Genomic DNA, 12,443 nt, shown 5'->3' with positions numbered 1-12,443 from the left:
CCTACCCCGCAGCCGGCGCGGAAGCGGAAGCCGAAGGGGCAGCCGTCCCGGGCCCGGCCCCGGACCCCGCCCCGGGCGCGGCCCCCGCCCCCGGCTCGACCAGATCCGGATGAATCCGGCCCGCGATCTCCCGCACCGTGCCCGCGTTCCGCACCCCCGCGATCGTCGTCCGCTCCGACCCGACCCGGACGAACTTCCCGTCCCTGACCGCCGGCAGCCCCTTCGTCGCATCGAACGTGCGCAGGAAACGTTCCGCCTCGTCGAACGCCTTCGCGTTGGCCTCCGCGCTGCCCTTGTCCCGCACGCCGAGCTGGATCCACTCCGGGTTCCTTCCGACCACGTCCTCCCAGGACACCGGCTTGAAGTCGCCGGCACAGTCGGCGAATACGTTGCGCGCGCCCGCCTGGGTGATCACCGCGTTGGCGACCTGCTTTCCGCAGACCGCGATCGGCTGCTTGGTCCCGGCGTCGAAGTCGAAGAAGAAGTACGTCGGCCGCCGATCCTGCGGCAGGCCGGCGAGCGCGCCGCGAACCGTGCCGACGGTCTGCCGCATGCCCGCGACCAGTTCCTCCGCCCGGGCCGAAGTGCCGGTGACCGCGCCGAGTTGCCGGATGTCGGCCTCGACCTCGGTCAGATCCTCCTGCGCGCCCGCACGTTTACTCGCACACGCGGTGGACTTGAGGTAGATGTGCTTGATCCCGGCCGCCGCGAACTCCTTCGGCGACGGCCCGGAGCCCATCGCCCCCATACCGCTCATGTCGGCGAAGGTGTCGATGTACAAGTCGGCGCCCGAGGCGAGCAGTTTCTCCTTGGGGATGACCATGTCGCCGAGCACCTCGACCCGTTCGGCCTGCGCGGCGAACGGTGCGGGCATGGTGCCCTTGCCCGGCGGGAAACCGGTACCCACCACACGATCGCCCGCGCCGAGCCAGAACAACATCTCCAGGCTGGACGCATTGCTCGTGACCACCTTCTTCGGCGCCGCGGTGAACGTCGTCTCGGCCCCGGCGCAGTCGGTCACCTTCACCGGGAACCCGGCCGACCCGGCGTCGCCCGACCGTGCCGCCGAGGCGGACGCCCCCGACACCACCTCGGCCGTCTTGTCGGAGTCACCGCCACACCCCGCCGCGAACAACGCCACCACGGCGGCCACGCCGCACACTTTGCTCGCCCGCACAGATTCGCTCCCCGGAAGTACCGTCAGGCGGTCCGCGAAGGCGGACCCGGGGAGTCAGTCGGGCGGGACGCCCGGGAAGTTCCCGAGGTGAGCGGGTTCGACACCGAAGAGAACCGGGGTGCGGCACCGAAGAGAGCGAGTTCGGCGCCGACACGCGTCACCCCGCCGCCCGCTCCGCCACCGCCCGCCGCCGCAGCTCACTGCGGGCCACCGCCGGATGGGTCCACGCGCCGTCCGGGTGGTAGACGTTCGTCCCCGGCGGCACGATCTCGTCGATCCGGTCCAGCGTCGCGTCGTCCAGCACCAGCGAGGCGCCCTTGATCGCCGCCATCGCCTGCTCCATGGTGCGCGGCCCGATGACGACCGAGGTCACCGCCGGGTGCGCGGTCGGGAACGCCACCGCCAGCTCCGGCAGCGTGCAGCCGATCTCCCCGGCCAGCTCGACCAGTCGCTCGACGATGTCGAGCTTGGTGACGTTCACCGGCAGGGTCGGATCGAACCGTCCGGGGTTGAGCCGGGCCCGACCCGAGGTCAGGTCGATCGGCGCGTCCTTGCGATAGCGGCCGGTGAGGAACCCGGAGGCGAGCGGACCCCAGGTCAGTACGCCCATGCCCAACCGCTCGCACACCGGGAGCAGCGACGCCTCGATGCCCCGAGCCAGGATCGAATACGGCGGCTGCTCGGTCCGGAACCGGTACAGCCCACGCCGCTCCGCCACGTGATACGCCTCGACCACGTCCTCGGCGGGGAACGTCGAGCAGCCGAAGGCCCGGATCTTGCCCTGCCGGACCAGATCGGTCAGGACGGCCAGGGTCTCCTCGATGTCGGTCGAGTCGTCGGGGCGGTGGATCTGGTAGAGGTCGATGCGATCCGTCCCGAGCCGACGCAGGCTGTCCTCGACCGCGGTCAGGATCCAACGCCGCGAGTTGCCGCCACGATTGACACCTTCGCCCATCGGAAAGTGCCCCTTGGTGGCCAGCACCACGTCGTCGCGGCGACCGCGCAGCGCCTTGCCGACGATCTCCTCGCTCTCGCCGGCCGAGTACATGTCGGCCGTGTCCACGAAGTTGATGCCCTGGTCCAGCGCGGCGTGCACGATCCGGACGCAGTCGTCGTGATCGGGGTTGCCCACCGCGCCGAACATCATCGTGCCGAGCGCCTGCACGCTGACGTGCATCCCGGTGCGGCCGAGCGGGCGGTATCGCATGGTCGTGCTCCTTGTTCCTGGGTTCCCGGCCGGGGTCCCCCGACTGCCGGTGATACCCGGTGGCGGGCACGCTCGTACGGCCCGACCCGCCCCTCGGCGGGCCGGCGCGAGGCCCGCTCCGGTGCCCGGAAATCTATGAGCTGGACCCGACTCCAGGTCAAGCCCCATCCTGAGGCACGTGACGGAGAACCCCGGGAACAACCCCACGCGCGACCGGCCGGCCGAACACCCGGGCGGCGACGCCCCGGACACCACCGGCGACCTGAGCATCGGCGAGGTCGCCGCCCGTACCGGCCTGACCATCGACACCCTGCGCTTCTACGAACGCGAGGGCATCCTGGCCAACCCGGTCCGGCGCGGCCCGGGCGGACGCCGCCGCTACGCCGAACACGACGTCGCCTGGCTGAACATGTGCATCGTCCTGCGCGGCTCCGGCATGCCCATCCCGGCCATCCGCCACTACACCGAGCTGGCCCGCGCCGGCGAGGGCACCGAACGCGAACGCCTGGCCATCCTCCGCGAGCACAAGTCCCGAATCGCCGGCCAGATCGCCCAACTGCACCAGTGCATGGACCTGATCGGCTACAAGATCGGCGTCTACGAGGACTACCTCGCCGAATCCGAATCCCACTTCGACTCCGAATCCGAATCCGAGCCGGCAGAAGCCGAAGGCAACACCGATGCTATTCTTTGACTGACCGATCAGTCATGGAAAGGCGGCGATCCCGTGGCCCGCACCACGGACCCCGAACGAGTCGCCCAGCGGCGCGAAACGATCGCCGTCGCCGCCGCCGCGCGCTTCGCGGAGCAGGGGTTCGAGGCGACCACCGTGGCCGACATCGCCCGGGCCGCCGGGATGAGCGCGGCGAGCGTCTTCTACTACTTCCCCGACAAACGCGCCGTCTTCCGGGCCGTCTTCGAACGCGACCTGCCCCTCTCGCGCACGCTGATGGACCGCCACGCCGGCGCCGCGCACCCCGCGGAAGCGATCGTCGACCTGGTCACCGACCTCGCCGCCGACGCCCGGGACCCGCACGCGGCCGGCATCCTCGTCGAACTGCTGCGCCAGGTCGACCGGGACCCCGAACTGGTCGAGGTGATCGCCCGCACTGAAGCCGTGATCCAGGAGGGCCTGGTCGGCCTGATCACCCGTGGCATCGCCGACGGCACCATCGACGCCGCACTCGACCCGGCCGAGGCGGCCGGCTGGATCCGGAACCTGGTCGACGCGGTCTACCTGGGCGCCCACCCCGACCGCGACGCGACACCGGCCCTGCGCCGCACCGTTGCCCGCTACCTGGCCCCGGAGCCGAATCCCGACCCGACGAACAACACACGAGAAAGCGAGACGAAGTAAGACCATGGACGCGACAGCGGTCGACAAACAAGCCGTCACGATCCGAATGCCCCGGCTGTGGCTGTGGCTGATCGGCGTCGGCGCCGCCCTGCTCGGCTTCGGCGCGGGATTCGGGGTGGGGCCGCTGGTACGCGCCCTGCTGGATCTGACCGGCTCGGCCCCCGCCCCGCTGCGTCTGGCCGCGCGCCTGCCGACGGTGTGGGCGGTACCGGCGCTGACCCTGCTCGGCGCCGCGATCGGCGCCTGGATGGCGGCCGTCGCACACCGGGAGAGCCCCGTGGTGACGGTGACCGCCGACCACATCGCGATCCACGTGGACGGTGCCGGCCTCCAGGTGCGTCGGGACCGGATCGACGCCGTGTTCACCGACGGCCGGGACCTGGTCGCCCTCGACGCCGCCGAGACCGAGCTGATCCGGGTCCGCGCCGGCGACCTGTCCGCCGAGCACCTGCGCGACGCCTTCACCCGCTTCGCCTATCCCTGGCGCGGTACGACCGACCCGCGCGAGGCGGACTTCACCCCCTGGGTCGACGGCACCCCCGACCTGGACGAAGCCGCGCACGCCCTGCTGCGCACCCGCAAGCGTGCCCTGACCGACAAGCACCCCGGTGCGGCGGAGCAGGCCCTGGACGATCTCCGCTCCCGAGGCCTCGCCGTCCGCGACCGCAAGGGCGTCCAGCAGTACCGCCGCCGCAGCCGTCCGCAGCGCCCCGAGGCACCCGAAGGCTGACCCGAGCCGCCACCCACCCCGCCCCGGTCTGGTCAGCGCGTCGGCCGGCGGCTACCGTCCCCTCAGGACCGGAACGCCAACGGAGGGGAGCGCCGTGAAGGCTCATCCGAGCGGCCCGTACCGCGTGGAGTACACGGAGACGGCCGCCGCCGTCCGCGACTCGCTGCCGCCCGAGCGGCGCGCGCAGCTCACCAAGGCCCTCCAGGTACTCGCCCGCGACCCGTACACCAAGGCGTCCGCCCCGATCGGCCCCGACGACGACACCCGCCAGGCGATGGTGGCACCGGCCCTGCTCATCGAGTACGGCGTCCTGCGCGGCGTCATGGTCGTCGTCGTGGTGACGGTCCTCGACGGCATGGAATTTCTCGGCGACACCGAGGACTGACCGAGGACTGACCGAGGGCCGGGCGAGGACTGACCCAGGACGGGGGGAACACCGCACCTCCACCGACCCGAAGCCGGCTCAGCGACGCGCCACCAACATCCGCGCCCGCGGCTCGTGATGCCACTCCCCCGCCACGGCCCGACGCAGGAACTCCTCGCGCAGTTCGGCCATGAACGCCTCGCCCCGGGCCAGGGTCAACGCGCGCAGCGGACCGAAGCGGGTGAACGCGTCGAAGAAGGCCGCCGCGTCCGGGTGGGACATCGGGTACACCAGGTCCACGTCCCGCTCGATGGTCGCGCCCCGCCCCGTGATCGCGGCGAGCAGGCGCCCCTCCCAGGAGCGGTCGGACGCCGGCATCCGGGCCCGGATCACCTCGCCGAGCAGCGCGAACGGGCCGGTCTCCTCGATCCCGTCCGGCCAGAAGACCACCGCGAGCCGACCGCCCGGACGCAGCGCCCCGACCCACGATGCGAGCGCGTGATCCGGCTCGGGCAACTGCTGGAGCCCGAACACCGACACGATCGCCGCACACCGGCCCGACCACCGCGCGTCCAGGGTCGAGGCGTCGCCTTCGACGACCGTGACGCCGGGCCGGCCGGCCACCCGTTCCCGAGCCAGTCGCACCATGCCCGGGGAGAGGTCGATGCCGACGATCTCCCGGTCGTCGAAGTCCTCGGTCAGCAGTTCGAGTTCGGGAAACGTGCCACAACACGGCACCAGGATCGGCCCGTCCGGCAACGACCCGACCGCGGTCACCGCCGCCCGTACCCACGGCGCGAATCGGGGCACGAAGTAGGCGTCGTACCCCTCCGCGGCCTCGTCCCAGCCCCGTGCCACCCGCGCAAGCCGCTCGGCCCGATCCTCCACGCCCGCACCCCTCGCCACGACCACCCGGGGCGATCCCCGCCCGGGACGGCCGAGCCCGACCGCGCCTCCATGATCGCGCCGGCGCCGCCGCCACCCGCCCGAGCCGCGCCGGACGAAGCTCACCCGTCCCGCGAACCGGCCTCCGCCGCCGCCAGTCCCCGCAACAAATGCGCCCGTTCCGGATCCGTGCCCACCTGCTCCAACGCCTCCCGATAGGCCACCGCCGCCTCGGCGAACCGCCCGCACCGGTACAACAGCTCCGCCCGCGCCGCCGGATACGGATGGTGCCCCCGCAATCTCGGCTCGTCCGCCAGCGCGTCCAGCAGCGCCAACCCCGCTTCCGGCCCGTCCCGCATCGCCACCGCCACCGCCCGGTTCAGCGCCACGATCGGCGACGGCGTGAGCGCGAACAACACGTCGTACAGCGCCACCACCTGCGGCCAGTCCGTCGTGGTCGGATCCGCCGCCTCGTCGTGCAGCCCGGCGATTGCGGCCTGCACCCCGTACCTCCCGGGCGGCCCACCCGTCAGCGCCACCCGGACCAGCTCCCGGCCCTCCTCGATCATCGCCCGATCCCACCGCCCCCGGTCCTGATCGGCCAACAACACCAGTGCCCCGGCTGCATCGACCCGCGCCGCGCGGCGCGCGTGGATCAGCAACATCAGCCCGAGCAGCCCGGCCGGCTCCCGTTCGGCGGGCAGCAGCCGGCGCAGGATCCGGGCCAGCCGGATCGCCTCCTCCGCGAGTTCCGACCGCTGCAACGTCGGCCCCGAACTGGCCGCGTACCCCTCGGTGAAGATCGAGTAGAGCACCTGGAGCACCCCCGGCAACCGGGCCGGCAGCTCGTCGACGCCGGGCACCCGGAACGGGATGCGGGCCTCGCGGATCTTCTTCTTCGCCCGGACGATCCGCTGGGCCATGGTCGCGGTCGGCACCAGGTACGCGCGGGCCACCTCGGGTGTGGTCAGCCCGGCCAGGCAACGCAGCGTCAGCGCCCCGCGGTCCTCGGCGGGCAGGGCGGGATGCGCGCAGGTGAAGAACAGCTGGAGGCGCTCGTCGGGCAACTCGCCGTCGGCATCGGCCGCGGGCGCCGGATCGGCCCGGTCCGCCTCCACCTGCAACACGGCCAGTCGCGCGGCGTACGTCCGGTCCCGACGCAGCCGGTCCACCGCCCGCCGCCGCGCGGTGGTCAACAACCAGGCGCCGGGGCGCGTCGGTACGCCGTCGACCGGCCAGTGCACCAGCGCGGCCTCGATCGCCTCCGAGGCGACCTCCTCGGCCAGGTCCAGATCACCGAAACGGCGCGCGAGGGAGGCAAGCAACCGGCCCCGTTCCTCGCGGAACACCGATTCCACCGAGGCGTCCACGCCCGCCCTCCCGGGTTCGTCGGGGCCGGCGGCTCGCTCGTCCATCGCGGTCAGACCGAGAAGTCGGCGATCGGCCGGACCACCATCGCGCCGCTGCGCCGCGCCCCGGGACACCGCGCGGCCCAGTCCAGCGCGACGTCCAGATCGGGCACGTCGATCACGTAGAACCCGCCCAGCACCTCCCGGGACTCCGCGAACGGCCCGTCGGTCACGATCCGCTCACCGGCCTCGCCGACCCGCACCGTGGTCGCGGTGACCAGGTCCGCCAACGACTCCCCGGACACGAAGATGCCCGCGTCCTTGACTTCCTTGTCGTAGGCCATCCACTCCTCGACGCCACACTCGGGGGCCCCGCCCTCCGCATCGACCGCACCGCTGTGGATCAGCAACATGTATTTCATGGTCCGACTCCGTTTTGTCCGATGGTGTCCCGCCCGGCAGCCCGGGCCGGCCTGCCGCACACCAAGACGACGAACGAGAGACGGCCGGATCGACACGACCGGCGAAACTTTTCTCGCCGCCCCTGGCGCGTGCGCTACCCCTCGCCCAACCCGTCGATCCACTCCAGCAGCCGCGCCCCCTGCACGACCATGATCTCCGGATCCCGGAGCGTGTTGGTCAGCAACGACATGCCCTGGTACGCGCCGACCAGGGCCATCGCCAGCTCACGCGCGTCGTCCCCGCGCCCCATCGCCCGGAACTGTTCCCCGGCCCAGTCCAGCAGCAGCCGCATGACGTCGGCGGCGAGCCGAGCCGGTTCGTCCTCGCGCTTGTCCAACTCCGACACCAGCGTGCCGAACGGACACCCGTACCGCACCGCGAGATCGCGCTCCCCCACCCAGCCCTCGACCAGGGCACGCAACCGCTCGCGCGGAGTGGGCAGTTCGGCCAGGGCCGCGATCAGTTCGCGCAGCCGCCGCTCGTGGTCGCCGACCGCGGCCTCGACGAGTTGGTCCTTGGTCCGGAAGTAGTAGTAGACGTTGCCCACCGGCACGTCGGCCTCGGCGGCGATGTCGGCCAGTGTGGTCCGCTCGACCCCCTGCCGATACACGACCTGCGCGGTCGCCGCGACCAACCGCTCCCGCTTGCCGGGCCTGCCGTCGGCCCGGCTCCGGCTCTTCTTCTGCACCGAGTCAGTCATCTCACTAACGACTATAGACAAGGCCCCCGGCAACCCCCTGCCAGCGAATGCCACCGCACGTCTCCCGAGGCCCGGCCGGCATCCTGGCACCCCGACCCGACCACCCGGACCCACCTCGCCACGCCCGGCCTCACTCCTCGCCACGCCCCGCCACGCCCCGCCTCACTCCTCTCCACCGCACGAGACGAAAGGTCACCCGATGACCGACGGCATCGACACCCCCGACCGGCGCGGTCGCACCGGCCTCGACCGCTACGGCCGCGACCTCACCCGCAACCCGAGGGTGCGGATCCACGACGTGGAGGTGTTGTCCTGCGACTGGTATGTGCTGCGCAAGACCACCTTCGACTACCGACATGCCGACGGTCACTGGAGCCGCGAGCAGCGCGAGAACTACGACCGGGGCGACGGCGCCACGATCCTGCTCTACGACGTGGAGCAGCGCACGGTGTTGCTGACCCGCCAGTTCCGGCTGCCCGCCTACGTCAACGAGCACCCGGACGGCTTCCTGATCGAGACCGCCGCCGGCCTCCTCGACGGCGACGCCCCCGAGGAGGCCATCCGCCGCGAGGCGGCCGAGGAGACCGGACACGTCGTCGGTACGCCCGAACACGTCTTCGACGTCTACATGAGCCCGGGTTCGGTCACCGAGCGGGTGCACTTCTTCGCCGCCCCGTACGGCCCCGGCACGGCCGCCGGCCTCGGCGGCGGGATCGCCGCCGAGGGCGAGGACATCGACACCCTGGAACTGCCGTTCACCGAGGCGTTGGCGATGATCCGGGACGGTCGGATCGTGGACGCCAAGACCATCATGCTGCTGCAATGGGCGGCCCTGGACGGCCCGTTCCGCCCGAAGGACACGGTCTAACGACGCAGCAGGGCCTCGGCGAGTGCGACCTGGGCCGGATCGAGGGCGGTGTTGCCGTCCTCGACGTCCCACAGCGCGTTCTGCAGGATCCGGCCGAGGGTCCAGCCGACGGCGCGTTGTCGGTCCAGGCCGACCACCTCGGTGAGTCGGTCGAAGCGGCGGTACACCGTGCGGGCCACGTCGCCCGTCGCGACGACCTCGGACAGGCGGCTGTCCAGCGCCGGCCACAGGTCGAAGCCGGGGTCGCCGGCCAGTGGTTCGGGATCGATGGCCAGCCACGGCTCGCGCTCGCCGGCCAGGACGTTGTCGTAGTGCAGGTCCCAGTGCAGCAGGCGATCGCCGGGTTCGTCGACGAGTTCGGCCACGGCCGACGCGCAGGTGCGCACGAGCCGGCGTTCGGTCGGGTCGGCCAGCGCCGCCACCGCGCGGGGGGTGTCGTCGAGCATGGCCGCGGCGATGTCGGCCAGTCGGCGCATCCCGGCGGGCGCCGGTACCGCGACCAGGCGGGCCATCAGCTCGGCGAGGGTCTGCGTGGCGACGGCGTCTTCGGGCAGCGCCGCCAACGTGCGCATCGCGTCGAGGCGTTCGAGGAGTTGGGCGTCGGTGTCCGGGTCGTGGTCGAGCAGGCGCACGATGCCGTCGCCCCGCCAGGCCCGCAGGCCGGGCACGACGCCGGCGTTGTCCTCGGCGACCTGCTGGAGCCGCAGTACGGCGGGCGTACCGTCGGCGCGGGTCACCGGGAGCACGACGGCGGCCATGCCGTGGGCGACGGGGCCGTCCGGACGCAGGGACCAGCGGTCCATGACGTCGGCGGCCAGGGTCGGCAGTGCGGCGATCCAGGCTCGACCGGCGGCGGTCCCGCCGTGCGCCGCGGCGAACGTGTCGGGGACGTCGAGGGGTGTCGACGTGGTCATTTCGGTTGTCTCCTTCGTGAGATCCGGGTTTCATGCGGGTCCGAAGGAGTCGCGGGGGTGCCCGGGGCGCGGGCAGGCGTCAACGCATGTCGTGCAGCCTATCCACCGGTCGCGGAAACCGGGTGGGAGGCCGGACGCGGAGCCGGGTCAGGCCACATCGCGCAACATGCGTCCGGCGTAGACGTCGCTCACGTGTCCGCGCAGGTGTGCCCAGACCGCGACCGAGCAGGGGAACTCGCTGTCCCCATAGGCGATGTAGATGGTTTCCTCGCGTCGGAACAGGCCGTGCTCGGCGTCCTGTGGCTCCGGCCACTCGCGGACCACGGCGGCGGCGTGCTCGGCGTCGACGCAGCGCAACGGCACCACGGCCAGGCGCTCGTACTCTCTGGGCACGGTGTGCGCGATGACCTGGACGTCGCCCATGTGCCGACCGAATGCCCGCAGGTGATCGGCGCGCGCCCAGGGGCGGTTGGACTCCCAGGTACCGCACGAGCACCTGGCGCGTGTGGCGACGAAACCGAGTGCGTGGTGGTCGCCGGGGTAGGTGGTGAACTCGATTCGGTGGCGGTCGAGGCGCACCAGCGGGTCCTGGGTGTAATTCGGCATGCTCATGAGGGTTCCCCCGAGGTGAGGTCGCGTGGTAATGGGACGAGCGTAGGCAAGCCCACCGACAACGGCGACCGGATTATTCGGCGTCGGTTCGGTGGACGTTCGGTGGACCCTCCTCCCCGGCCGGCTCGGGGTGATGGCCGCGACACGCGGCCTCCAGAGCCAGGCGCCAGCGGCGGTCGGCGCACTCCTCGTCGCCCAGCGCGCCGCGCAGTTCCAGACTGGCCAACCCGTGGACGAGGGCGCTCATGTGGGCGGCGATGTCCGCCGGGTCGGCGGGCCCGAACCGGCCGGCGTCCACACAACGGGCGACCGCGCGCAGCAGCGTGTCGTGGGTGCCGCCGATCCGGGCCAAGTCCGTCTCGTCGGGGCGAAACTCGGCGATCGGTCGGCCGAACATCAGGTCGTAGCGGTGCGGATTGGCCCGGGCCGCGGCGCGGTAGGCGTGGCCCAGGGCCAGCAGGTCGGCCTCGGGGTCGCCGTCCACCGGCACCCGGGCGAACCGCTCCTCCAGCGCCGCGAAGCCGTCCAGGAACATCGCGCGCAGCAGGCCCGCCTTGTCCTCGAAGAGGTTGTAGACGGCGGTCGTCGAGGTGCCCACCTCGTGGGCGACCCGCCGGGTGCTGAGCGCCTGTGGACCCTCGGTGGCGAGCAGTCGACCGGCGGCGTCGATCAATGCGCGACGCAGTTCGTCCCAATCGCGCGTACGTGGCCGTCCCATGTTGACAACTGTAACGCAACGCTGTTACATAACGCTGTAATCAAAGTCACCCTCGCCGTGACGGGTCGTCCGCCGCCGCGTCGAGGCCACTCTCGGGGAGCCCACATGTCCACCGCGTCCGAACTGCACGTGGTCCTCGGCGCCGGCGGCGCCGTCGGCGCCACACTCGTCGACGAACTGCACGCTCGCGGCCGGCGGATCCGGGCCGTCAACCGCAGCGGCGGGCTCACCGTGCCCGAGGGCGTCGAGGTGGTGCGCGGCGATGTCACCACGCCCGACGGCGCGACCGCCGCGTGTGCCGGGGCCGCGGTGGTGTACCACTGCGCGGCGCCGGCCTATACGGCCTGGGTGAGCGAGTTCCCGCCGCTGACCGACGCGATCCGCCGGGGCGCGGCGGCGGCCGGGGCCAAGCTGGTGTTCGCCGACAACCTCTACATGTACGGGCCGGTGAGCGGCGCGATGACGGAGGACCTGCCCTACGCCGCGGAGAACCCCAAGGGGCGGGTGCGGGCCACGATGGCACGGTCGTTGCTGGCCGCGCACGAGGCCGGCGAACTGCGGGTGGCGATCGGGCGGGCCTCCGACTACTTCGGGCCGCGCGGGGTGAACAGCACCGTGGGCGACACGGTGTTCGGCGCCGCGGTGCGGGGCAAGGTGGTGCGGTGGGTGGGCTCACCGGACCAGCCGCACTCGCTCAGTTACCTGCCCGACTTCGCCAAGGGGCTGGCGGTGCTCGGCGAGGACGCCCGGGCCGACGGCCGGGCCTGGCACGTACCCACGGCCGAACCGCTGACGGGCAAACAGTTCCTCGACCTGCTGTTCGCGGAACTGGGCCGCCCCGGCAAGTCCGCGGCGGTGAGCCACACCGCCCAGCGCCTACTCGGCCTGGTGAACCCGACGGTGCGCGCCCTGGGCGAAACCTGGTACCAACGCGACCGCCCCTTCGTCGTCGACTCCACAGGCTTCACCGACACCTTCGGCCCCCTCCCCCCGACCCCTCACGCAACGGCGATCGCCGAAACCCTGTCCTGGTTCCGCAAGGCCACCACCTGAGCCCACGACCCGCCCCCGTCCCGATCCCGCCTCACGGGGGCATGAGA

At 72.2% G+C, this 12,443-nt stretch carries 15 protein-coding genes; 6 read left to right on the top strand and 9 right to left on the bottom strand.

Features of this window, described 5'->3' with window-relative positions:
* Window position 1: 1 nt before the first annotated feature.
* Window positions 2-1,162 carry an ABC transporter substrate-binding protein gene (locus tag ACFXKZ_RS27785; RefSeq protein ID WP_380003890.1) on the bottom strand — a complete coding sequence of 387 codons (1,161 nt, stop codon included), beginning with the start codon at window positions 1,160-1,162 and terminating at the stop codon, window positions 2-4.
* A gap of 172 nt (window positions 1,163-1,334) precedes the next feature.
* Window positions 1,335-2,384, bottom strand: a complete 1,050-nt coding sequence (locus ACFXKZ_RS27780; protein WP_380003747.1) for an aldo/keto reductase — start codon at window positions 2,382-2,384, stop codon at window positions 1,335-1,337.
* Between the two features lie 178 nt (window positions 2,385-2,562).
* On the opposite strand from ACFXKZ_RS27780, the gene ACFXKZ_RS27775 reads away from it, so the two are divergent.
* The 4 genes from ACFXKZ_RS27775 (at window position 2,563) to ACFXKZ_RS27760 (ending at window position 4,856) form a co-directional block, all read left to right on the top strand.
* Window positions 2,563-3,078 (top strand): MerR family transcriptional regulator, encoded by a 516-nt coding sequence (locus tag ACFXKZ_RS27775; protein WP_380003746.1) that lies wholly within the window; start codon window positions 2,563-2,565, stop codon window positions 3,076-3,078.
* Window positions 3,079-3,111: 33 nt separating this feature from the next.
* Window positions 3,112-3,741, top strand: coding sequence for a TetR/AcrR family transcriptional regulator (locus tag ACFXKZ_RS27770; RefSeq protein WP_380003745.1), 630 nt, complete (start codon window positions 3,112-3,114; stop codon window positions 3,739-3,741).
* A gap of 4 nt (window positions 3,742-3,745) precedes the next feature.
* Window positions 3,746-4,471, top strand: a complete 726-nt coding sequence (locus ACFXKZ_RS27765; protein WP_380003744.1) for a hypothetical protein — start codon at window positions 3,746-3,748, stop codon at window positions 4,469-4,471.
* A 94-nt stretch (window positions 4,472-4,565) separates the two neighbouring features.
* Complete coding sequence (locus ACFXKZ_RS27760; RefSeq protein ID WP_380003743.1) at window positions 4,566-4,856, top strand: type II toxin-antitoxin system RelE/ParE family toxin; 291 nt, start codon at window positions 4,566-4,568, stop codon at window positions 4,854-4,856.
* Window positions 4,857-4,934: 78 nt separating this feature from the next.
* On the opposite strand, the gene ACFXKZ_RS27755 is transcribed toward ACFXKZ_RS27760, so the two are convergent.
* The 4 genes from ACFXKZ_RS27755 to ACFXKZ_RS27740 all read right to left on the bottom strand — a co-directional run bounded on the left by ACFXKZ_RS27755 (window position 4,935) and on the right by ACFXKZ_RS27740 (window position 8,231).
* Complete coding sequence (locus ACFXKZ_RS27755; RefSeq protein ID WP_380003742.1) at window positions 4,935-5,723, bottom strand: class I SAM-dependent methyltransferase; 789 nt, start codon at window positions 5,721-5,723, stop codon at window positions 4,935-4,937.
* A 119-nt stretch (window positions 5,724-5,842) separates the two neighbouring features.
* Window positions 5,843-7,135: an RNA polymerase sigma factor gene (locus tag ACFXKZ_RS27750; RefSeq protein ID WP_380003741.1), complete on the bottom strand. Its 1,293-nt coding sequence runs from the start codon at window positions 7,133-7,135 to the stop codon at window positions 5,843-5,845.
* Window positions 7,136-7,140: 5 nt separating this feature from the next.
* Window positions 7,141-7,491: a YciI family protein gene (locus tag ACFXKZ_RS27745; RefSeq protein WP_380003740.1), complete on the bottom strand. Its 351-nt coding sequence runs from the start codon at window positions 7,489-7,491 to the stop codon at window positions 7,141-7,143.
* Window positions 7,492-7,625: 134 nt separating this feature from the next.
* On the bottom strand, window positions 7,626-8,231 hold the full coding sequence (locus ACFXKZ_RS27740; RefSeq protein WP_380003739.1) for a TetR/AcrR family transcriptional regulator: 606 nt from the start codon (window positions 8,229-8,231) through the stop codon (window positions 7,626-7,628).
* Window positions 8,232-8,430: 199 nt separating this feature from the next.
* On the opposite strand from ACFXKZ_RS27740, the gene ACFXKZ_RS27735 reads away from it, so the two are divergent.
* Entirely contained in the window at window positions 8,431-9,099 is a 669-nt protein-coding gene (locus ACFXKZ_RS27735; RefSeq protein WP_380003738.1) for an NUDIX domain-containing protein, read from the top strand.
* Here the strand turns inward: ACFXKZ_RS27735 and ACFXKZ_RS27730 are convergent.
* From ACFXKZ_RS27730 to ACFXKZ_RS27720, 3 genes are all read right to left on the bottom strand, one after another.
* Entirely contained in the window at window positions 9,096-10,013 is a 918-nt protein-coding gene (locus ACFXKZ_RS27730; RefSeq protein WP_380003737.1) for an aminoglycoside phosphotransferase family protein, read from the bottom strand. The genes ACFXKZ_RS27735 and ACFXKZ_RS27730 overlap by 4 nt on opposite strands.
* A gap of 147 nt (window positions 10,014-10,160) precedes the next feature.
* On the bottom strand, window positions 10,161-10,625 hold the full coding sequence (locus ACFXKZ_RS27725; RefSeq protein WP_380003736.1) for a hypothetical protein: 465 nt from the start codon (window positions 10,623-10,625) through the stop codon (window positions 10,161-10,163).
* A 73-nt stretch (window positions 10,626-10,698) separates the two neighbouring features.
* Window positions 10,699-11,343, bottom strand: coding sequence for a TetR/AcrR family transcriptional regulator (locus ACFXKZ_RS27720; protein WP_380003735.1), 645 nt, complete (start codon window positions 11,341-11,343; stop codon window positions 10,699-10,701).
* A gap of 105 nt (window positions 11,344-11,448) precedes the next feature.
* Here ACFXKZ_RS27720 and ACFXKZ_RS27715 point away from each other — a divergent pair, with 105 nt between their 5' ends.
* Window positions 11,449-12,396, top strand: coding sequence for an NAD-dependent epimerase/dehydratase family protein (locus tag ACFXKZ_RS27715; RefSeq protein ID WP_380003734.1), 948 nt, complete (start codon window positions 11,449-11,451; stop codon window positions 12,394-12,396).
* The last annotated feature ends 47 nt before the right edge of the window (window positions 12,397-12,443 follow it).

It is taken from the genome of Embleya sp. NPDC059237 (assembly GCF_042754105.1).
Lineage (GTDB): Bacteria > Actinomycetota > Actinomycetes > Streptomycetales > Streptomycetaceae > Embleya.
The sequence above is the reverse complement of the archived record's forward strand: the minus strand, read 5'-3'. Positions and strand labels throughout refer to the sequence as shown.

Bases quoted from the DNA above. Each gene is read 5' to 3' on its own strand.
- ACFXKZ_RS27780 (WP_380003747.1), bottom strand. From the start codon at position 2,384: ATGCGATACCGCCCGCTCGGCCGCACCGGGATGCACGTCAGCGTGCAG.
- ACFXKZ_RS27765 (WP_380003744.1), top strand. From the start codon at position 3,746: ATGGACGCGACAGCGGTCGACAAACAAGCCGTCACGATCCGAATGCCC.
- ACFXKZ_RS27750 (WP_380003741.1), bottom strand. From the start codon at position 7,135: ATGGACGAGCGAGCCGCCGGCCCCGACGAACCCGGGAGGGCGGGCGTG.
- ACFXKZ_RS27745 (WP_380003740.1), bottom strand. From the start codon at position 7,491: ATGAAATACATGTTGCTGATCCACAGCGGTGCGGTCGATGCGGAGGGC.
- ACFXKZ_RS27740 (WP_380003739.1), bottom strand. From the start codon at position 8,231: ATGACTGACTCGGTGCAGAAGAAGAGCCGGAGCCGGGCCGACGGCAGG.
- ACFXKZ_RS27735 (WP_380003738.1), top strand. From the start codon at position 8,431: ATGACCGACGGCATCGACACCCCCGACCGGCGCGGTCGCACCGGCCTC.
- ACFXKZ_RS27730 (WP_380003737.1), bottom strand. From the start codon at position 10,013: ATGACCACGTCGACACCCCTCGACGTCCCCGACACGTTCGCCGCGGCG.
- ACFXKZ_RS27725 (WP_380003736.1), bottom strand. From the start codon at position 10,625: ATGAGCATGCCGAATTACACCCAGGACCCGCTGGTGCGCCTCGACCGC.
- ACFXKZ_RS27720 (WP_380003735.1), bottom strand. From the start codon at position 11,343: ATGGGACGGCCACGTACGCGCGATTGGGACGAACTGCGTCGCGCATTG.
- ACFXKZ_RS27715 (WP_380003734.1), top strand. From the start codon at position 11,449: ATGTCCACCGCGTCCGAACTGCACGTGGTCCTCGGCGCCGGCGGCGCC.